This window comes from Methylacidimicrobium sp. AP8, from assembly GCF_903064525.1.
Taxonomy (GTDB): Bacteria; Verrucomicrobiota; Verrucomicrobiia; order Methylacidiphilales; family Methylacidiphilaceae; genus Methylacidimicrobium.
The window spans coordinates 1,931,161-1,950,865 of the sequence record NZ_LR797830.1 but is presented as its reverse complement, the minus strand read 5'-3'; the positions used below and the strand labels follow the sequence as shown (position 1 = coordinate 1,950,865).

At 64.3% G+C, this 19,705-nt stretch carries 14 protein-coding genes and 2 pseudogenes; 13 read left to right on the top strand and 3 right to left on the bottom strand.

Annotated elements, in window-relative coordinates:
* Nucleotides 1–38: 38 nt before the first annotated feature.
* From recJ to MTHMO_RS09075, 5 genes and pseudogenes are all read left to right on the top strand, one after another.
* Complete coding sequence (gene recJ, locus MTHMO_RS09095; RefSeq protein ID WP_202214495.1) at nt 39–1,814, top strand: single-stranded-DNA-specific exonuclease RecJ; 1,776 nt, start codon at nt 39–41, stop codon at nt 1,812–1,814.
* A 36-nt stretch (nt 1,815–1,850) separates the two neighbouring features.
* On the top strand, nt 1,851–2,582 hold the full coding sequence (locus MTHMO_RS09090; RefSeq protein ID WP_202214494.1) for a menaquinone biosynthesis protein: 732 nt from the start codon (nt 1,851–1,853) through the stop codon (nt 2,580–2,582).
* On the top strand, nt 2,573–3,679 hold the full coding sequence (mqnC, locus tag MTHMO_RS09085; RefSeq protein WP_202214493.1) for a cyclic dehypoxanthinyl futalosine synthase: 1,107 nt from the start codon (nt 2,573–2,575) through the stop codon (nt 3,677–3,679). Before MTHMO_RS09090 ends, mqnC begins: the two co-directional genes overlap by 10 nt.
* Before the next feature lie 90 nt (nt 3,680–3,769).
* Nucleotides 3,770–7,002, top strand: a pseudogene (gene carB, locus MTHMO_RS09080) (carbamoyl-phosphate synthase large subunit).
* Between the two features lie 9 nt (nt 7,003–7,011).
* The gene (locus MTHMO_RS09075) at nt 7,012–8,184 is read left to right on the top strand and encodes a metallophosphoesterase (protein WP_202214492.1); all 1,173 of its coding nucleotides are present in this window, start codon (nt 7,012–7,014) and stop codon (nt 8,182–8,184) included.
* Here the strand turns inward: MTHMO_RS09075 and MTHMO_RS09070 are convergent.
* Nucleotides 8,181–9,707 (bottom strand): annotated as a pseudogene (locus MTHMO_RS09070) (IS1182 family transposase). The gene MTHMO_RS09075 and the pseudogene MTHMO_RS09070 overlap by 4 nt on opposite strands.
* Before the next feature lie 186 nt (nt 9,708–9,893).
* Between MTHMO_RS09070 and MTHMO_RS09065 the strand changes: the two are divergent.
* The gene (locus tag MTHMO_RS09065; protein WP_202214491.1) at nt 9,894–11,243 is read left to right on the top strand and encodes an IS1380 family transposase; all 1,350 of its coding nucleotides are present in this window, start codon (nt 9,894–9,896) and stop codon (nt 11,241–11,243) included.
* Nucleotides 11,244–11,697: 454 nt separating this feature from the next.
* On the opposite strand, the gene MTHMO_RS09060 is transcribed toward MTHMO_RS09065, so the two are convergent.
* On the bottom strand, nt 11,698–12,429 hold the full coding sequence (locus MTHMO_RS09060) for a HisA/HisF-related TIM barrel protein (protein WP_202214490.1): 732 nt from the start codon (nt 12,427–12,429) through the stop codon (nt 11,698–11,700).
* Nucleotides 12,426–13,040, bottom strand: coding sequence for an imidazole glycerol phosphate synthase subunit HisH (gene hisH, locus MTHMO_RS09055; protein ID WP_202214489.1), 615 nt, complete (start codon nt 13,038–13,040; stop codon nt 12,426–12,428). Before hisH ends, MTHMO_RS09060 begins: the two co-directional genes overlap by 4 nt.
* Nucleotides 13,041–13,168: 128 nt before the next feature.
* Between hisH and dapF the strand changes: the two genes are divergently transcribed.
* From dapF to mqnE, 7 genes are all read left to right on the top strand, one after another.
* Nucleotides 13,169–13,987, top strand: a complete 819-nt coding sequence (gene dapF / locus MTHMO_RS09050) for a diaminopimelate epimerase (protein WP_202214488.1) — start codon at nt 13,169–13,171, stop codon at nt 13,985–13,987.
* Nucleotides 13,984–14,874 carry a 4-hydroxy-tetrahydrodipicolinate synthase gene (dapA, locus tag MTHMO_RS09045; protein ID WP_202214487.1) on the top strand — a complete coding sequence of 297 codons (891 nt, stop codon included), beginning with the start codon at nt 13,984–13,986 and terminating at the stop codon, nt 14,872–14,874. The genes dapF and dapA overlap by 4 nt, the downstream gene beginning before the upstream one ends.
* Nucleotides 14,871–15,611 carry a 4-hydroxy-tetrahydrodipicolinate reductase gene (gene dapB / locus MTHMO_RS09040; RefSeq protein WP_202214486.1) on the top strand — a complete coding sequence of 247 codons (741 nt, stop codon included), beginning with the start codon at nt 14,871–14,873 and terminating at the stop codon, nt 15,609–15,611. Before dapA ends, dapB begins: the two co-directional genes overlap by 4 nt.
* A 748-nt stretch (nt 15,612–16,359) precedes the next feature.
* The gene (locus MTHMO_RS09035) at nt 16,360–16,998 is read left to right on the top strand and encodes a hypothetical protein (RefSeq protein WP_202214485.1); all 639 of its coding nucleotides are present in this window, start codon (nt 16,360–16,362) and stop codon (nt 16,996–16,998) included.
* A 91-nt stretch (nt 16,999–17,089) separates the two neighbouring features.
* Nucleotides 17,090–17,653 carry a UbiX family flavin prenyltransferase gene (locus MTHMO_RS09030; protein WP_202214484.1) on the top strand — a complete coding sequence of 188 codons (564 nt, stop codon included), beginning with the start codon at nt 17,090–17,092 and terminating at the stop codon, nt 17,651–17,653.
* Nucleotides 17,650–18,510, top strand: coding sequence for a UbiA-like polyprenyltransferase (locus MTHMO_RS09025; RefSeq protein WP_202214483.1), 861 nt, complete (start codon nt 17,650–17,652; stop codon nt 18,508–18,510). The genes MTHMO_RS09030 and MTHMO_RS09025 overlap by 4 nt, the downstream gene beginning before the upstream one ends.
* Nucleotides 18,501–19,682: an aminofutalosine synthase MqnE gene (mqnE, locus tag MTHMO_RS09020; RefSeq protein ID WP_202214482.1), complete on the top strand. Its 1,182-nt coding sequence runs from the start codon at nt 18,501–18,503 to the stop codon at nt 19,680–19,682. The genes MTHMO_RS09025 and mqnE overlap by 10 nt, the downstream gene beginning before the upstream one ends.
* The last annotated feature ends 23 nt before the right edge of the window (nt 19,683–19,705 follow it).

Here is a 19,705-nt window from a genome sequence, read left to right as displayed (position 1 = left end):
GGAGAGGTCGGTTGTGGGTCGGGAGGGGGACGTCTGCCATGGATGAAGCCGCCACGGGAGACAAGGTCGAGACGATTTGGGAGATCGGCGCTTCGGAGGAAGAGGCCGAAGCCCTGGCTCGGGATCTAGGCGTCTCCTCCCTCCTTGCCGGGCTGCTGGTAGCGCGCGGTTATCGCGATCCGGCGGAGGCGGCCCGTTTTCTCGAGCCCCGGCTTTCGGATCTGGAGGATCCTTTCGCCTTGACCGGCTTGCGGCAAGCGGCCGAACGGCTGAAGGAGGCGATCGTCCGGAGGCAATGCACGCTCGTGTATGGAGATTACGACGTCGATGGGGTGAGCGCCACGGCTCTTCTGGTGCGGGCCATGCGCCTGCTGGGGGCGCCCGTCTCGGCCTTTATTCCGGAGAGGGCTTCGGAAGGCTACGGCCTCACTCGCAAGGGCTTGGAGCGGGCCTTTCGCCTGTTCCGCCGGGAGCGAGGGCGGCACGATCCGGACGGTAAGGAGAAGCCCGAGCTGCTGATCGCCGTCGACTGCGGCACGACCTCGATCGACGAGCTGGCCTGGCTCGCCGCGGAAGGAGTCGACGCGCTCGTGGTCGACCATCATCAGCCCGCCGGCTTTTGGCCGCAGGCTTGCGCCATCGTCAATCCGCATCGCGACGGCCGCGGCAGCCGGCTTGCGAGCGCCGGGCTCGTCTTCAAGCTGCTCCACGGTCTGCTCAAGCTGGAGCCGGCTTATCGGGAACGATTGGTGCTGCGGGAAGAGCTTGATCTGGTCGCCCTGGGGACTATTGCGGACGTCGTCCCTTTGACCGGCGACAATCGCATTCTTGTTGCGCGTGGATTGGAGCAGCTCGGCCGCCGCCGCTTGCCCGGGTTGCGCGCGCTGGCCGGCGTATCGAATGTGGGGGAGAAGCCGACGGTGGAGGACGTCGCCTTTCGGCTGGCTCCGCGCCTCAACGCGAGCGGGCGGCTCGACGACGCCATGGAATCGCTCCGCCTCCTCCTGGCCGATTCGGCATCCGAGGCGGAGCGGGGGGCGCTGGCTCTCCACCAAAAGAACCGGCAGCGACGGCTGGTCGAGCACGAGATGCTCGAGGAGGCGCTCCAGATGGTCCGGAAAGAGCCTCCGGCCCGGATAGGCCGAGCGATCGTGGTGGGCAAGAGGGGATGGCACGCGGGTGTAGCGGGTGTCGTTGCCTCGCGTCTTCTAAGCCGATTTCACCGACTGGTGGCTGTCGTTGCATTCGACGAATCCGGGAACGGAAAGGGGAGCGCGCGGGGGATCCCGGGGATGTCGATCGTCGAGGGGCTGCGGGCGAGCGCGGCCCACTTGGACAAGTTCGGCGGACACGATCTGGCCGCGGGCTTTTCTCTCCGGGAGGCGAACCTAGCCGCCTTCCGGGAGGAGTTGAACCGATGGGCGGCGCGGAACGGAGCTCCTGAGCTCTTTTGCAAGCGTCTCCAGATCGTGCGGCTGCTCCCTCTCTCCGCCGCGAGCCTGCCGCTTTACGAGGAGCTGGAGCGGTTGGCACCCTTCGGGGCGGGAAACACCCGGCCGCTCTTCGCCTTCCCGACACTCTGTCTCGAAGGGCCTCCGGTCCAGGCGGGACGGCTGACGCGGATGCTTCTCCGCTCTGGCGATGCCCGGTGCGAGGCGTTCTCTTTCGACCCGCCGGACGGCCGCGTGATTTCCGGGAGATTCCAGGTTGCGGGCCATCTCGACTGGGACACGGTGGGGAAACGGGTCCGCCTGCGGATCGTCGACTGGAGACCCGAACCCGGCGGGGGCGGTGCCGGAACGATTGAACGCTGAGGGCGGATCATATAGAAGGTGGGAACTAAGCCGCACATGAGTCCCTTCCGAATCGGCTGCGCTCCCTACCTCAACGCCAAGCCGCTCCTTTACGGCCTGGAGGAGTCTGTATTGTTCTGCGCGCCCGCCGAATTGCCCGACCGGCTTCGGAAGGGCCTGCTTGACGCCGGCCTAGCCCCGCTGGGCGCCTGCCTTACGGAAGAATTTGCCCTGGTCGACGGCGTGGGGATCGTGGCCGACGGTCCTGTCAAGAGCGTCATCCTCGTTCATGATCTTCCTCTTTCTGAGGTGCGCTCGATCGCCCTTGATCCCGATACGCGGTCGTCTTTCCTTCTCCTGCGCGTGCTTTTGGAAAATTTTCTTGGCTTTCGTCCCGAGTACGTCCCTTTTACGGAGCGGGCCGATGCCCGCCTGATGATCGGAGATCGGGCGCTGGCGTTCCGGAGGGCCGATCCTGGGGCCCAACTCCTCGATTTGGGGCAGGGCTGGCGCGAGAAGACCGGGCTTCCGTTCGTCTTCGCGGCCTGGGCGATCCCGCGCGGAGCGGCGAGGGCTGCGGAGCTCGCCGCGCTCCTGCGCGAGGCGAAGCGGCGGGGCCTTGCGGCGCGGAGTTCGATCGCGAAGGATGAGAGCGAGCTCGAGTATTTGACGCGGTACATCCGGTATGACGTAGAGGCGCGGGAAAAAGAGGGGATCCGCCGCTTTGTCCGGGAGCTGCGGATCCTGGGAGAGCGTGCGACCGACGAGAGGGATCTGTTATGGGTGTGACGGTAGGCAGCCGTAACGGCCTGGCAAAACGAGCGGAGGCGAAGATTTTAAGCGGCGAGAGGATCTCTCCGGAAGAGGCTCGGGATCTCTATTCCCTTCCTTTGCCCGAGCTGGGGATTCTGGCAGACGCCCGGCGCCGCTGGAAGAAGAAGGAGGCCTACGGAGGGGACGGCGAGCGGATCGTTACCTACATCGTCGATCGCAACATTAACTATACCAATGTCTGCAACGTTGGTTGCCGCTTCTGCGCCTTCTACCGGAGGCAGAGAGACCCGGACCAATACGTGCTCCGTCCGGAGCAGATCGGCCAGAAGGTTGCCGAGCTGGAGGCGATCGGCGGGACGCAGATCCTGCTCCAGGGCGGCCACCATCCGGACCTGGGGATCGACTACTATTTGGAGCTTCTCCACTACTTGAAAGAAAAGCATCCGAGGATCAATGTCCACGGATTCTCCCCGCCGGAATTCGTCCACTTCTCCCGGACTTTCGCCATGCCGCTCGAGGAGGTGCTCCGCCGCTTCCGCGACGCGGGCTTGGGCTCGATACCCGGCGGAGGCGCCGAAATCCTTGTCGACGAGGTGCGCCGGCGCATCGCTCCTCTCAAATGCACTGCGGGTCAGTGGCTCGAGGTGATGCGGACCGCTCACCGGCTCGGATTGCGGTCGACTGCGACCATGATGTTCGGGCATGTCGAGACCCTCGAGGATCGGATCGAGCACCTCCGCCGTCTGCGCGAGCTCCAGGACGAGACCGGAGGTTTTACGGCCTTCATCTGCTGGACTTTCCAGCCCGATCATACGGCGTTGCGGGTCCCGAAGCTCGGGCCCTCCGAGTACCTGCGGATGCAAGCCCTCTCGCGGATCTTTTTGGACAACATCGACAACATCCAATCCTCCTGGGTGACCCAGGGCCCGGAGATCGGGCAGGTCGCTCTCCGTTTCGGCGCCAATGACTTCGGAAGCGTCATGATGGAAGAGAATGTCGTCTCGGCGGCGGGCACGACCTTCCGCATGACGGCGGCAGACATCGAGGACTGCATCCGCGACGCCGGATTCGTGCCCAAGCGCCGGAACAATTGGTACGAGCTATTGTCATGACCGCAGCCTCCGCCGCGGCGGGCCGCCCGGCTGCGGAGCGGTCCTCTCCGCGGCCATGCGCGCGGCGGGAAGCGGAAATGTCTGCAGCCTATGCCCAAGCGGGATGATCTCCATTCGATTTTGCTGATCGGCAGCGGGCCAATCGTGATCGGGCAGGCTTGTGAGTTCGATTATTCCGGAGTGCAGGCGTGCAAGGCGCTCAAAGAGGAGGGCTATCGAGTCATCCTTCTCAATAGCAATCCGGCGACCATCATGACCGATCCGGAGTTTGCCGATCGTACCTATCTGGAACCGATCTCGGTCGAGGTGCTCGAGAAAATCCTGGAAAGGGAGAGGCCGGATGCGATTCTCCCCACTCTGGGCGGGCAGACCGCGCTCAACGTGGCGATCGCAGCCGCCGACCGCGGGCTCTTGGAGCGGTATGGTGTGCGGATGATCGGGGCCCAGGCGGAGGCCATCAAGAAAGCCGAAGACCGGCAATTGTTCAAGGAAGCGATGATGCGGATCGGCCTGGCCGTGCCCGATTCGGGGACCGCGCGGAACTTCGAGGAAGCGCGCAATATCGCGGAGGCGATCGGGAGGTTCCCCTTGATCATCCGACCGGCCTTCACGCTGGGAGGGATGGGAGGGGAATCGCCTATAACCGGGAAGAGTTCGAGGGAATCGTGGCGGGCGGCTTGGCCACCTCGCCGATCGGTGAGGTCTTGATCGAGGAGTGCCTGCTCGGCTGGAAGGAATACGAGATCGAGGTCGTGCGCGACTCGATGGACAATTGCGTTGTCATCTGCTCGATCGAGAACGTCGACCCGATGGGGGTGCATACCGGGGACAGCATTACCGTCGCGCCCATCCAGACCCTTTCCGATCGGGAGTTCCAGAGGATGCGCGATGCGGCCTTCGCTGTGATCCGGGAGATCGGCGTGGAAACCGGAGGCTCCAACATCCAATTCGCGGTCGATCCGAAGAGCGGGCGGCAGCTCGTCATCGAAATGAACCCCCGGGTTTCCCGCTCCTCGGCCCTCGCGTCGAAGGCAACCGGCTATCCAATCGCCAAGATTGCAGCGAAATTGGCGGTCGGCTACACGCTTGACGAGCTGCGCAACGACATCACTCGGGAGACACCCGCCAGCTTCGAGCCGGCGATCGACTATGTCGTGACGAAGCTGCCGCGCTTCACCTTCGAAAAGTTCCCGACCTCCGATCCAACGCTCACCTCATCCATGAAGAGCGTCGGAGAAGCGATGGCGATGGGACGCACCTTCCAGGAGTCTCTCCAAAAGGGTCTCCGCTCCCTGGAGGTGGGGGCCTGGGGTCTGGGAGCGGGCGGGGCGCGGTCCGATCCCGTCCCCTCGATGGAGGAGATCCGTCACTACCTAGTGACCCCGCGCGCGGAAAGGATCTTCTACATCCGCCACGCCTTCCGGGCGGGAATGGGCGTCGAGGAAATCGCCGAGCTGACCGGCATCGACCACTGGTTCCTGGAGCAGATTCGGGACCTGGTCCAGGAAGAAGAGCGCCTTTCCCGCGGAGCGAAGGATGCGGAGGAGCTCGCCCGAGCCAAGCGCAAGGGCTTCTCCGACCGGCAAATCGGCCACCTCTGGGGGATGTCGGAAGAAGAGGTGCGCTCTCTACGAGCCCGGCACGGCATTCGGCCTTCCTACCGGCTTGTCGACACGTGCGCCGGCGAATTCACTGCTTTTACCCCCTACTACTACTCCAGCTATGAGAGCGGATGCCGGGAGCTGCCCCCGCCCGGAAGAAAGGAGCGGATTCTTGTCCTCGGCGGCGGACCGAATCGGATCGGGCAAGGGATCGAGTTCGACTACTGCTGCGTCCACGCGGCGCAAGCCCTCCGGGAACTCGGGATGGAAGCCGTCATGGTGAACTCCAACCCCGAAACCGTCTCCACCGACTATGACTGCAGCGATCTGCTCTTTTTCGAGCCGCTCACCCTCGAGGATGTCCTCAATATCTACGAGGCGACACAGGCCTCTGGAGCCATCGTCCAGTTCGGCGGGCAGACGCCGCTCAATCTTGCCGCGGGCCTGGAGCGCTCGGGGGTGCGGATCTTGGGGACCGCGGTGCGCTCGATCGAGCGGGCGGAAGATCGGGAACTCTTCACCGCGCTCGTCTCCAAGCTCGGTCTGCGCCAGCCTCTCCATGTGATCGGCCGGAGCGAGGCGGAGGCGGTGGCCGGAGCCGCGCAGGTGGGATATCCGGTCCTCGTCCGTCCCTCCTTCGTGCTCGGCGGCAGAGCGATGCAGATCGTCTACACCGAGGAAGACCTGCGGCGCTATATCCGGGAAGCGCTGCTCGTCAGCCCGGAGAGGCCGGTCCTCATCGATCGCTTCCTGGAAGAGGCGACCGAGGTGGATGTCGATTGCCTGTGCGACGGCCGGACCGTTGTCGTCGGAGCGATCATGGAGCATATCGAGCAGGCAGGAGTCCATTCGGGCGACAGCGCCTGCGTGATCCCCGCCCCTACGCTTCCGGCCGCCATCCAAGAAGAGATCCGGCAGGCGGCGCGCTCCCTTGCGCTCGAGCTTGAGGTGCGCGGGCTAATGAACGTGCAATTCGCCGTCAAGGGAGACGACCTCTTCGTCCTCGAGGTCAACCCCCGGGCATCCCGGACGATACCCTTTGTCAGCAAGGCCATCGGAGTGCCGCTGGCCAAGCTGGCGGCCAAAGTGATGGCCGGGCGGACGCTCGCCGAGCTCGGCTTCACGCGGGAGGTGATCCCGGGCTACTATTGCGTCAAGGAAGCCGTCTTTCCCTTTCTTCGTTTCCCCGGCGTCGATATCCTCCTAGGCCCCGAGATGAAGTCGACTGGGGAGGTCATGGGGATTGATGAGGACCTGGGGCTCGCCTACGCTAAGACGCAGTCGGCGGCCTCGCCGCGCCTCCCGCTCGGCGGCAACGTCTTCGTGAGCGTCCGGGATCAGGATAAGGAGGAGGCGGCCCGGATCGCTCGCGCCCTGCACGAGCTCGGCTTCACCCTCTATACCACGGTGGGGACCGGTCGCGCGCTTGAGCAGGCGGGCGTCCCCTGTCGGCGGCTCCATAAGCTTTCCGAAGGGCGCCCGAACGTCCTCGACATGCTGAAGAACGGGGAGATTGCTCTGGTGATCAACTGTCCGGGCGGGCGAACAGCGCGGCAGGACGAGATCCAGATCCGGACTCGGGCGCTCTACGCGGGAGTCCCGGTGATGACCACGATGGCGGCCGCGTGGGCTACGGTGGAGGCGATCCGGTCGCTCCAGCACAAGGAATTCCGCGTCAAGGCGCTGCAGGAGTATCACGCGACGCTGGCTTCGCGCCGCTAGGAGCATGTCGTGGCGAGGAGGATCCCGGGGATTTCCCTCTCGACTCTCCTGGTCAGCGGATATCTGTCCCTTGGCCTCTACGTCTTCCTGCGCGGGTGGCCGATCATCCCTCCGTACCCCGTCCTGCGCGTCGCCTACCTTGCGCTCGCCCTAGTCTCTGTCTTCGGCTATCCGGCCGCCCGGCGTTGGCAGGAGCGGAGGCCTTCAGTAGCCGCCGATTGGGCGGTGCTCTTCTCCTCGCTCTGGATTCCCTCGGTTCTTTACCTCTTCCTGGGAGTCAGCCTGTGGGATCTGCTGCGGCTGCTGCCCGCCTTCGCCCGGTGGGAGGAAAGCCTGCTTCCCCGCGGGGCGTGGGCTCTTGTCCTGGTGGGCTTAGTCTGCCTTGTGCTGCTCAAGGGAATTGCCAACGCCCGACGGTTGGAGATCCGGAGGCTCGATCTTCTCTGCGAGTCGCCGCCTGCCCCCTTTCCCGGCCCTCCCCGGATAACGATCGCGGTCGCTTCGGATCTCCACATCGCGGGTCCCTTGTGGGCCGGGACTCTGGCGCGGGTCTCCCGGGCGATCCGGGCGACGGAGCCCGATCTGGTCCTTCTGCCGGGGGACCTGGTCGATGCCCCCGCGGAGGCCCTCGAGAGGATGGGAGTGGGGGCTCTCTTCCGCGCGTTGCGCGCCCCGCTGGGTGTCTTCGCCTGCTTGGGAAACCACGAGTATTATTGCGGGGCGGACGGAGCCGCCGCTTTTCTGGAAAAAAACGGGATCTCCGTGCTGCGGGACCGGTGCGTCGAGGTGGGCGGTTTCCTGCGGATCGCCGGCAGGGAGGACCGCGTCAAAGCGGTGCTGGGCGACGGCCGGCCCCGCCTCCCGCTCCGGCGGATCCTGGAGAAGTCCGACCCGCGCTTGCCCCTCCTTCTCCTTGACCACCGGCCTTCCGCGCTCGGGGAGGCGATCGATTGCGGGGCGAGCCTGCTCGTTTGCGGCCATACCCATGAAGGCCAGTTCTGGCCGATCAACCACATCGTCTCCCGGCTTTTTCCCCTGGCCTACGGCTACGAGCGCCGGGGAAAGACCCATATCGTCGTCACCCGCGGCGCGGGCACCTGGGGTCCTCCGGTGCGCGTGGGCCATTGCTCGGAAATCGTCCGGATCACCCTCCGCTTCCCTTCCGGGGAAGCGGAGGGCTAGCAGCCTGTCGGCCTTAGTACGAGAGTTTGCCACGATGCGGCGACGGTCCGATGCGGCATGGGGAGCGATTGTCTCGGGAATCCTAAAAACCAAGACAATGCGACGACCGTTTTTCCGGCGGAGAGCGACCATAGGGATCCAATCGGAAGGGAACCGGGCTTGCGGGCTCCCCCAAGCTTCCAAAGTCGCTTGAAGTTGTACGCCAAGCAGACCAAGGACCATTCGCCCTGGACTTTGGCTTGCCCGCGGAGCCGAAACGCCCGGAAGCCCATTACCGATTTGATGATGCCGAAGACCGGTTCGACCGTCTGCTTGCGTCGAGCATAGAGGCGGCGGCCTTCCGGACTGGCGAGCTTCTCAACCATCTTGCGTCTCCACGGGGCGGTATATTCCACGGGCTTCTCCCGTCGACGATCGGTGGGCCGGAACTCGTATCGCCGGCGGCATTCCAGAGCTTCAGCCCTCATCGGACAGTAGACTTCGATTCCCTCCGCCTGCAGAGCCTCGACCTGTTCGCCATTGGCATACCCCGTGTCTACCAGCACCGCACGGACCCGACCGGCTTCCGTAGGAATGGCCCGCACGTCGGCTTCCAACTCGCCGGCATCGTTGGCGCAGACGCTCACCCGAGCCGAAAGCACCAAGGCACTCCCTTCCGCATCCACGGCCGCCTGCGCATTGTAGCTCTATTCAAAGGCTTCGTTGCGGCTCTTGCGCATCAGCCGGCTCTCGGGATCGGTCAGGTTGCTTTGCTCCTCCGCCCCAGGCTTCTCCTCCGGAGGGTGGATATGCCGCCCTTTGGCACTCCCCTTGCGAGCTTCCCGTTCTTTTCCCTTCCGCTCGTAATCCGCACGCTCCCGCTCCGCTCGCTCCTTGGCCCGTTCCTCCAGCCGGCGTTGCGCTTCCTCTAGCTTTGCCTGGAGCCGCTCCCGCCGACCAATCTCCTCAGGTAGCTTGCCCGGATCCGCTTCCTCTCTCCGGTCCGCTTCCTCCGCCCTCTTCAAGAGATCTGCCACATCCGCCCGCAAAAGCTCCACCAGTTCTCCGGCCCGCTCGTAGGTCACATTCCGATGCTTGCTCGCCTTGGCCCGAATCTTGGTCCCGTCGACACTCACCACCCCGACCTTCAAAAGCTTCATCTCCCGGGCCAACTCCAAGACCTTCAAAAAGCAGTCCGCCACCGCAGCAAAGTTCTCCCGCCGAAACCGGCAGATCGTGTCGTGATCCGGATGGGTGTTCGCACAAAGATAACGCACCGCCACGTCCCGCCGCGTCGCTGCCTCAATCCTCCGACTCGAAAAGATTCCGTTGGCGTAGCAATAAATCAAAAGCGAGAGCATCATCGACGGCGGATACTGTGCGTCCCCAGTCCCGCGTACGTTCACCCGAAATCCCCGCAGATCCATCCTCTCCACCGCCTCGATGACAAAATGCACCAAGTCGTCCTCCTCCACCCAATCTCGCAGGTCCTCGGGCAAAAGCATCGGCGTCAGCCGATCCACCGTCACAAATCGCTCAGCCATGCCCTCTTTTACCATATTCCAGAAGGAAAAGGAAAGTCCGACAGGCTGCTAGCCGCCATATCTCACCAATAGCGGGCATAGCGGAGGGCAAAAAAGCCGACAAAAGGGCATAGGAAAGGCCGTCTTTCCCTGGTATAAGTGCGTTAAGAAGACGTTACTACAACCAGAAAAAAGAAACGGCCTTCCATGACAGAGTGTAGCCAAGAGACTTTTGCGTTTACAGCGCATTTTTCGCGACGGGTGGAAGCGGGATTTACCGCGGGTCGGATCTCCAGCGATGGGGGCGCAATTCTGTTGCGGGAAGCGGATCGGAAGATCGGTTTGTTAAGACGGTTAGAGGGTTGCTTCGTGGATCGACGCCATCCGAAACGCATTGTGCATCGGGTACGGGAGATGCTTGCCCAGCGCATCTTCGGGATTGCGATGGGCTACGAAGACCTCAACGACCATGAGCAGTTGCGGACCGATCCGTTGGTTGCTCTCCTGAGCGGGAAAAGCGATCTGGAAGAGGATCTGGCGGGCAAGAGCACGCTCAACCGGCTGGAGCTGGTGGGTCGAAGCGAGCGCTACCACAAGATCGACTACTCGGCCGAAGCGATCGACCGTCTTCTGGTCGATCTCTACCTCCAATCGCATCCCCAGCCCCCTGAGGAGGTGGTGCTCGATCTGGATGCGACCGACATCCCCCTTTACGGACATCAGCCGGAGCGCTTCTTCCATGGTTACTACGACTCCTACTGCTATTTGCCGCTCTACATCTTTGCTGGCGATCAACTCCTTGGCGTCCGGCTTCGGCCATCGAACCAGGATGCGTCGGCGGGCTCCCTTACGGAGGTGAGCCGGATCGTGGAACAACTCCGTACCCGTTGGCCCGGAGTCCGGATCGTGCTCCGGGCCGATTCGGGCTTCTGCCGGGAAGAGATCATGGCTTGGTGCGAAGCCAATCAAGTCGACTACCTCTTCGGCTTGGCGCGCAACGAGCGCTTGTGCCGGACCATTCAGGGGTCGATGGAGCAAGCCCGTCGTCTGCACGAGTCGAGTGGCAAGCCGGCCCGCTTCTTTACCGAGTTTGCCTACCGCACCTTGAGCAGCTGGTCGAGGGAGCGCCGGGTGGTCGCCAAAGCCGAGTACCTGGAAAGAGGGGAGAATCCGCGCTTTGTCGTGACCTCTCTCTCCACCGAGGAGTGGCCCGCCCAAAACCTTTACGAGAAGCTCTACTGTGCTCGTGGCGACATGGAGAATCGGATCAAGGAACAACTCCACCTCTTTGCCGACCGGCTCTCGACCGCGCAAATGGCCAGCAACCAACTTCGCCTCTACTTCTCGGCTCTCGCTTACACGCTGGTGGAAGCGCTGCGACGGCTGGCTCTGCGAGGAACGGACTGGGCCGAGGCCCAGGTCGACACCCTCCGGATCAAGCTCTTTAAGATCGGCACGCTGGTCCGCGTCAGCGTCCGCCGCGTCTTCCTCTCGATGAGCAGCGCCTATCCTTGGAAGAGCCTCTTTACCCACGTCTTCCGAGTGCTGCGTTGCTGAGCATCTGCCAAAACCGCAGATCTGTTCCTTCGGCAAAGCCTACGACCAGGCGGAGTCTTGCTCCACAACCGGCTTTTTGCGCTTTGCAGTGCTCGCGTTAAGGCAAATCGAATGAAAATCTTGCTCGATCCCGCCTCACGAAGAGCTCTGCGCGGGCGGAACTGCTCGCAAGCGACTCAACCGGCACCTCTCTCGCCCGAAAGCTCGTACTGGTGAGAAATGGGGGCTAGCGGCCATTTCTCACAAGCTTTCTCCTACGGCTTGCAAAACGGGCTCGTCTGCTTCGTTGGGCTTGGTTTTCCATCCTCGCAGTATGTCTTCATACAGCTCCGGTGGAAAACCTGCGCCCGCCTCGCACCCAAGCCCATTTGCGGCGCCTCGGCTACGAAATTTGTGAGAAATGGCCGCTAGGCGAGAGTGGCGGAGGAGGTTCGGCTTCCGAAGCGCTCGGCCTCTACGAGCGCTCCCGTCCTTCCCGCCGGCGCCAATCCCGCAGGGAGATTTTCTTCTCGTAGATCGCCCGGCCCAGGACGGCTCCGTAGAGGCCGGGAATTCGCCGCAGAGCCTCCAGATCCGCGGGTTTCCCGATCCCTCCCGAGGCGAAGACGGGAATGCGGACGGCTTCCACGAGCCGCCGGGTCCGAACGAGATCCGGGCCGGAAAGCATCCCGTCGGCGGAAACATCGGTGTAGAGGAGGAAGCCCGCGCCGTTCTGCCGAGCTTCCCAAGCCGCCTCGATCACGTTCTTCCCCGTGCCCTGTTCCCAGCCGCCGATTTGGACTTCCCCGTTGCGCGCGTCGAGGGCGACCACAATACACTCGGAACCGAACCGGGCGGCAAGCTCCGGAAGTAATTCCGGCTGCTCCCATGCGCGTGTTCCGATCACGGCGCGCGAAGCGCCGCAACGAAGCGCCTCCGCGACGGCCGCCGTCGTGCGGAGGCCGCCGCCGAGCTGAATGGGGATGCGGACCTTGCCGGCGATCGCTTCCACCCAGGACAGGACGGAAGAGACGCCGGAGAACGCTCCCTCCAGGTCGACGATGTGCAGGCCGTCCGCCCCTTCCTCTTCCCAGCGGAGGGCGGTGGCCAGCGGATCCTCCGAGTAGATCGTGGCGGATTCCCTCTTCCCTTGCCGGAGGCGCACCACCTTGCCTCCCAGGATGTCGATGGCGGCGAAGAGCTTCACGGATTGGCCGGAGCCGCTGTTTCCCGGCGCGCGGCGACGTCGACGAAGTTGGCCAAAAGGCGCAACCCAACCCGCTGGCTTTTCTCCGGGTGGAATTGGACCGCGAAGAGCATTCCGCGGCAGACTCCGCTGGCGAAGGGGACCCCGTAGTCGGTTTCCAGAGCGACCCATTCCGGATCCTCAGGAACGGGGAAGTAGCTATGGACGAAATAGACGAAATCCCCCGACCGGATCCCCTGGGTGAACGGGCTCGGGCGAAGGATGCGGACGGTGTTCCAGCCGATCTGGGGGACCTTGCCGACCCGCGCGGGGAATCGGACGACTTCACCCGGAATGATCCCGAGCCCGGTCGCTCCCGGGCTTTCGGCGCTTCCTTCGAAGAGGAGCTGATAGCCCAGGCAGATGCCGAGGAAGGGGTTGCCCCCGGCGATCCATTCGCGGAGGGGGCCCCACAATCCGGCTTGCGTCAGCCGGGCGGCGCAGTCCCCGAAGGAGCCGACTCCCGGAAGAAGGACCGCCGACAAATCGGCCAGAGATTCGGGTGCCGTGACGCGTCGCGGATCGGCACCGACGGAGGCGAGCGCTTTCTCGACACTCCGTAGATTGCCCATGCCGCAATCGATTACACCGATGCGGGGCCGGAGAGCTTCCGGGGCGGATTCAGCGGCTGGGGAGTCCAAGGTTTGTTTTGTATATCGTTGGCAAAAGGTCTAATTCGATCGAAACTTAGCGATCACACATGAAGGTTCAATTTACGAAAATGACGGGTGCGGGCAACGACTTTGTCCTCGTCGACAACCGAGACGGCCGCCTCCGATTCCGTCCCGAGCAGATCGCCCGGCTCTGCAATCGCCATTACGGCATCGGCGCCGACGGGATGCTCGTCGCCGAAACCGACGGGGAGCAAGACCGCATCCGGATGCGATACTACAACGCGGACGGGGGAGAGGCCTCTCTTTGCGGGAACGGCGCCCGCTGCTTCGCCCGCTTTTTGCAGCCCTTGCTAAAGGAAGAAGACGGGGGAACGGTCTCCTTCCTCACGGGTGCCGGGCTCATCCAAGCCACCTTCGAGGGGGAAGGGGTCTCCATCACAATGCCCGATCCCAGCGCGGCGCGCCTGCGGCAGCTGGTGTCCACCCGGCATGGACCACTGGAGGTGCACTGGATCCATACCGGAGTGCCGCACCTGGTGGTCTTCGTCCGGAGCGTCGACGGTATCGATGTGGAGGAGCTCGGCAGGGAGCTCCGGTGGCTGGCGGATTTCGCGCCCGACGGGGTGAACGCCGATTTCGTCGAGCTGCTGGGTCCCGATCGGATTTCGGTTCGAACGTACGAACGGGGAGTGGAAGCGGAGACGCTCGCCTGCGGAACCGGTGTGACGGCCGCCGCGGTCGTCGCTCACCTCGTCAAGGGCGTTTCCCCTCCAGTGTCGGTGCTGGTGCGAAGCGGGGATTGGCTGCGTGTAGGATTCGAACGCACGGACGATCGCATTCAGGGAGTCCGGCTCGAAGGACCGGCAACAGTGATCTTCACGGGAGAAGTAGAGGTGGAGGAATGAAGCTTTCGGGAACGTATACCGCGCTGGTGACTCCGTTTCGCGGAGGAGCGGTGGACGAGGAGGCCTTGCGGCGGCTGGTGGAGGCGCAAATCGAAGGCGGAGTGGCTGGCGTGGTTCCGGTGGGAACCACGGGGGAGTCCCCCACATTGACGCATGAGGAGCATATCCGGGTCATTGCCAAGACCGTCGAGTTCGCCGCCGGGCGGGTTGCCGTTGTGGCGGGAACCGGATCCAACAGCACGGCCGAGGCGATCGACCTGACCCGGGCCGCCGAGGATGCGGGAGCCGACGCGGCTCTGCTCGTCGCCCCTTATTACAACAAGCCGAGCCAAGCCGGGCTCTACGCCCATTTCGCCGCGATCGCCCAGAGCACCCGGCTCCCTCTGGTGCTCTACAACATCCCGGGCCGGTGCGGCGTCGAGATCGCGGCGGAGACCGTGCAGGCGCTCGCCCGGGAGCATAAGAGCATCATCGGGCTCAAGGAGGCCGGCGGCTCTGTCGACCGGCTCAGCCAGCTCCGTCAGCTCCTCCCCGAGGACTTCGCCCTGCTCAGCGGGGATGATTCGCTCACCCTCCCTTTTTTGAGCGTTGGTGCCGTCGGGGTCATCAGCGTCGCCTCCAATCTGGTGCCGAAGGCGGTCGTCAATCTGGTGGAATCGTTTCTCTCGGGGAAGGTTGCGAAAGCCGAACGGCTCCATCGGCGCCTCTACCCGCTTTTCCGCGATCTCTTCGTGGAGACCAATCCGGTGCCCATCAAGACGGCGCTCGCGCTGCGCGGCTGGATCTCGCCCGAGGTTCGCCTTCCCCTGGTTCCGCTCCAACCGAGCAGCCGGGCCCGGCTCGAAAAGACGCTGGCCTTGGTGGGAACGGCTCCGGAGGAGGCATGATCCGCCTGACGGTGGTCGGCGCCAAGGGGCGCATGGGGACGGCGGTTCTGGAGCGGGCGCGCTCGGCCGGCGGGTGGGAGATCGTCGGAGCCGTCGATCGAGGGGATCCGCTCGAGCCCGCTCTCCGCCGGAGCGATGTCATCATCGACTTCAGCGAGCACGGCTTTTCCGCCGAACTCGCTGAAGCGAGCGCGGAAGCCGGCAAGGCGCTGGTGATCGGGACGACGGGCCATCTGGCCGAGGAGGGATTGCGGGTGCGCCGGGCAGCCGCGAAGATCCCGATAGTGTGGGCGCCTAACTTCTCCACGGGGGTAAATCTCCTCTTCTACCTCGTCCGGAAAGCGGCGGCGGTGCTGGGGGAGGAGTTCGATCCGGAGATTGTGGAAGCCCACCATCGCGGCAAGCGGGACGCGCCCAGCGGAACCGCGCGCCGCCTGGCGGAAATCGTGGCGGAGATGCGCGGGGTTCCGCTGGAAAAAGCCGCCCGTTATGGAAGGCAAGGAGAGCCCGGACCTCGGGAGGCGGGAGAGATCGGGATCCACGCGATCCGCGCCGGAGGGATCGTGGGAGTCCACACCGTCCTTTTCGCGGGGCGCGGAGAAATCTTGGAGCTGACCCATCGGGCCGAGTCGCGCGATACCTTTGCCCTCGGCTCCCTTCGGGCCGCGCGGTGGGTGGTGGGAAAGCCTCCGGGAATCTACTCGATGGAAGACGTGCTCGGGTTGGCCGGAGGGTGAGGGGAAAGCCGGCGCCGGGTGTTTCCGATCCGGAGTCTCCGGGAGGCGCGGCCCTCGAAGCCTCGAAGAGGTCCTTGCCGGCTTGGACTACGTCCGGCCATCACGATCAGTATGCACCGGCGGAGACGCGAGCGGAAAATGGAGATCATCTTACAAAAGCGTTGCGGCATGGGAGACGTTCGGCTCTCCCAGACATGTCGCACTGAGCGCTATGGCATGGGACAGCCAAGTGCTTGCCCGACTTCCAGACCTTCGTCCGGGATCTGCGCTATCGTCTGCCGCTTCTCGCGCCGGAAGAAGGGGAGGCAAAAAAGTAAGCCCAGGATCCTCCTTCCGTTCACAAGATTACGTCGGCAGGAACTGGAGAGGCGGGAGCCGGGCCGCGGCAAGCGCAAGGGGGAGGGAAAGCCGGAGCACTGGCGCGACCGCTGCAACGAGCGCAAAGCGGACGCTGCAATTTGGGCGGAGGTCCGGGACCACCACAAGGACCGGCTGGCGGAGGCCTTTTGGACCGGGTGGAGCAGCGGATCAAGAATCCACCAAAGGGACGAGAAGCCCGCGCGGGTCTCTCAGCCCTCCGGGAAGCTCCTACAACCTCCATCACCGGGTGCCAGGCCCCTGGGCGGGGGGGGTGGACCGATGAGCAGCGGTCGCATCGCTTGCCCCGTTGCCTGCGACACGGGAGACGCCGGCTTGCCTCCAAGGAGGGTACCGGTTACGCTAGAAATTAGATTTTTGAGAGGACAACATGAAAATTCGTTGCTCTGTCGACCCGGTGGAAGCGCTGCGGCGAGGCATCGACGCGCCCGAAAGCGTCGTTCTCGAAGTGAACCCCGCGCTTCTCTCTCCTGAGGAACGCGAATGGCTGGCCGGTGCGCTCCGAAAGGAGCAAGGTGTCGACCCCGCCGCGCCCACTTCTCTGGTTTTTCCGTATCCGATCCCCGCCCCCACGGTAGAAGGGTTGCGGGAGGTGATCGCCGCTCGGCTCCCCGGGGCTGCCGCTCCAGCCGGATCCGGGCATGGCGTCACGACCCGGTTCGATCAGGCACCGCGGCGCGAGGAACGGCCTGCGGCTCCGGGGGCGCCGGCGGGCAACCCCGCGGGGGAAGTGGCTAAGGCGGCGGGCTTCCTGGGCTTGGGCGCTCTCATGGGTGGAATGATCGATCGGGTCTTCGGCCCGCACCCGCAGCAGCCGGTCGAAGTGATTGTCGAGCCGGGAAAGCCGCGGGAAGGATCTTGGGGACAAGCGCCGCCGGAAGAGCCGCCAGCCGAACCTTCGGACTGCTGCGACGGCGGGGACGGAAGCGAGGATTCGGAAGCCGACTTGGCCGCCGACGATCCGGACGATGTCGGCGGCTATTCGGACGGTGACTACGACCTGGTGTAAGCCAGGCCCGCGCCTGTTCCTGGCGCGTTCGTTTCCGAGCGGATCCGTGAGGCGGGCTGCGGGTTGAGCCTCGCCTGCGGGTAAACGATCCATGCGCCTTGTCGTAGCCGTAACCGGAGCCAGCGGAGCGCTCTATGCTCAGCGGTTGCTCTCTTTCCTGGAGAAGGGGGATCACGAGGTTCACGTCATCGTCACCGACTACGCGCGCCAAGTGGCTAGGGAGGAGCTGGAGAAGGAGGGGCTTGCCGTTCCGCCGCGCTTCGTTGTCCATAGCGAGCGCTCGATGGCGGCTCCGTTCCTGAGCGGATCGAATCGGTTTTCGGCGATGGTGATCATCCCCTGCTCGATGGGCACGGCAGGGCGGATCGCCCACGGCGTCTCCGAAGGGGCGATCGGACGGGCGGCAGACGTTTTCCTCAAGGAGCGCCGGCCTCTCCTTCTGGTTCCCCGCGAGACTCCGTGGAACTTGATCCATGCGCGGAACATGGTGACGCTGATCGAGGCCGGGGCCGTCGTGATTCCCGCCTGTCCTTCGTTTTACGGGAAGCCCCAGAGCGTTGGGGCCCTCGTGGATACCGTGGTCGCCCGCGTGCTCGATCACTTGCGGATACCGCACGATCTGGCCGTCCGGTGGAAGGAGAAAGAGAGCGGATGAGCGCCGACCCTCCGGTTGCTCGGCTAGTCAACCTGCTTCGGCTGATCAAGTTCAGCCATACGCTCTTTGCTCTTCCCTTCGCGCTGGCCGCCATGCTGGTCGCCGCCCGGGGATTGCCCTCCGCGAGGGTTCTTTGGGGAATCCTGATCTGCATGGTCGGCGCGCGGACCGCCGCCATGGCCTTCAACCGGTATGTCGATTGGGAGATCGACCGGCGGAATCCCCGGACGGTGGAAAGGAGCCGACTGGCGAGCCGGACGGAAGCTCTGGTCCTCTGCCTGGCCGGGCTTGCCGTGTTCGGCTTCGGGCTCTGGTTCCTCAACGGGCTCTGCCGGCTTCTCGCCCCTCTGGCCGTCGTGATCGTCCTCGGCTATTCCTACACGAAGCGTTTCACTTCCTTTTGCCATGCGTTCCTGGGCCTGGCTCTGGCGCTGGCCCCGCTCGGTGCGTGGGCGGCGGTGCGAGGAGAATTGACCGACCTCACTCCCTACCTGCTTGCGGCTTCGGTGCTCGCCTGGACCTTCGGATTCGATCTCATCTACGCGCTGCAGGATCTGGACGTCGATCGCCGGCTCGGACTCCGCTCCTTTCCCGCCCGGTTCGGATCGGCGGCCACGCTGCGGACCGCGCGCCTCCTCCACGGGGCGGCATGGATCGGCTGGGTCGCTTTCGGCTTGCAGGCGGGTCTTTCCACGGCGTATTGGTGGGCTTGCGCGATTTGCGGCGTGGCTCTCCTCTACGAACATCGACTCTGCCGGGAGCAGGACGGTCGCGCTCTAAACATGGCCTTTTTCGAAATCAATGTGGCGGTGAGCTTGCTTCTTTTGCTGGGGGTCGTTGGAAGCTTATGGCTGTGACGGCCTTTTGGGAAGCCGCTCGGAGGGCGGGGATCGCGGACATCGCCGAGCGAGTGGCCGCCGGCGAAAGAATCGATGAGGGGAGCGCGCTGCGGCTCTTCACTTGTCCGGACGCCAACACCGTCGGTGCTCTGGCCGATCTGGTTTCCCGCCGCAAGAACGGTTCGCGCGGATCCTACCTGATCAATCGTTACCTCAACTATTCCAACATCTGCGTGTTGAGCTGCCGTTTTTGCGCGTTCTATCGTCGGGAGGGCCAACCGGGGGCCTTCCTCTATTCGGTGGCGGAACTTGCCGAGCTGGCTGCGCGGTCGTGGAAACGCGGGGCGGTCGAGGTGCATTGCGTCGGAGGGCTGCACCCCAAGCTGCCCTTTTCCTACTATCGGGACCTGATTTCCGCGATCAAGGAGCGCTGCCCCGGGATGATGGTAAAGGCGTTCACAGCGGTCGAAATCCGCCACTTGGCGCATCGGATCGCCCGCTGTTCTATCCCCGAGGTGCTGGAAGCGCTGGCCGCCTCCGGACTCGACTCCCTCACCGGCGGCGGAGCCGAAATCTTCGATGCCGAGGTTCGGAGCCGGATCTGCCGCGGGAAAGAAAGCGCCGAGGAGTGGCTCGAGGTGCACCGGATCTGGCATCGGATGGGGAAGAAGAGCACGGCCACGATGCTCTTCGGGCATGTGGAGACGCTGGCGCACCGCGTCGATCACCTGAGGCGATTGCGCGCGCTTCAAGAGGAGACCGGGGGCTTTTGCGGCTTTGTGCCATTTGCCTTCGAGCCGGCCAACACGAAGCTTGCCCATCTCCGTCGAGCGAGCCCCTGGGACATGCTCCGCACCATCGCGGTGAGCCGAATCTACCTCGATAATATCGACCACATCACCTCGTATTGGGTCAGCTCGGGGCTTTCCCTGGGTCAGGTTGCTCTTTCGTTCGGAGCCGATGATCTTCACGGGACCATCGAGGAGGAAAAGATCTTCCACATGGCGGGATCGAAGAGCCCGGTTGCGCAAACCGCCGACGCTCTTGCGGCGGCCATCCGCGAGAGCGGACGCGAGCCCGTTCCGCGCGATACCTACTACCGTCCGGCTTTCTGTGAACGCGGGAACGGCGGTGCGACCGCACCAGGGTCGGGCCCCGACCGGGAGCCGAGCCTCCGTTTGCCAGGGTAGGGGAGCGGTGATAAGGTTAAGCG

Coding starts and splice junctions, on each gene's coding strand:
- recJ (WP_202214495.1), top strand. CDS start 39: ATGGATGAAGCCGCCACGGGAGACAAGGTCGAGACGATTTGGGAGATC.
- MTHMO_RS09090 (WP_202214494.1), top strand. CDS start 1,851: ATGAGTCCCTTCCGAATCGGCTGCGCTCCCTACCTCAACGCCAAGCCG.
- mqnC (WP_202214493.1), top strand. CDS start 2,573: ATGGGTGTGACGGTAGGCAGCCGTAACGGCCTGGCAAAACGAGCGGAG.
- MTHMO_RS09065 (WP_202214491.1), top strand. CDS start 9,894: ATGACAGAGTGTAGCCAAGAGACTTTTGCGTTTACAGCGCATTTTTCG.
- hisH (WP_202214489.1), bottom strand. CDS start 13,040: ATGGGCAATCTACGGAGTGTCGAGAAAGCGCTCGCCTCCGTCGGTGCC.
- dapF (WP_202214488.1), top strand. CDS start 13,169: ATGAAGGTTCAATTTACGAAAATGACGGGTGCGGGCAACGACTTTGTC.
- dapA (WP_202214487.1), top strand. CDS start 13,984: ATGAAGCTTTCGGGAACGTATACCGCGCTGGTGACTCCGTTTCGCGGA.
- dapB (WP_202214486.1), top strand. CDS start 14,871: ATGATCCGCCTGACGGTGGTCGGCGCCAAGGGGCGCATGGGGACGGCG.
- MTHMO_RS09035 (WP_202214485.1), top strand. CDS start 16,360: ATGAAAATTCGTTGCTCTGTCGACCCGGTGGAAGCGCTGCGGCGAGGC.
- MTHMO_RS09030 (WP_202214484.1), top strand. CDS start 17,090: ATGCGCCTTGTCGTAGCCGTAACCGGAGCCAGCGGAGCGCTCTATGCT.
- MTHMO_RS09025 (WP_202214483.1), top strand. CDS start 17,650: ATGAGCGCCGACCCTCCGGTTGCTCGGCTAGTCAACCTGCTTCGGCTG.
- mqnE (WP_202214482.1), top strand. CDS start 18,501: ATGGCTGTGACGGCCTTTTGGGAAGCCGCTCGGAGGGCGGGGATCGCG.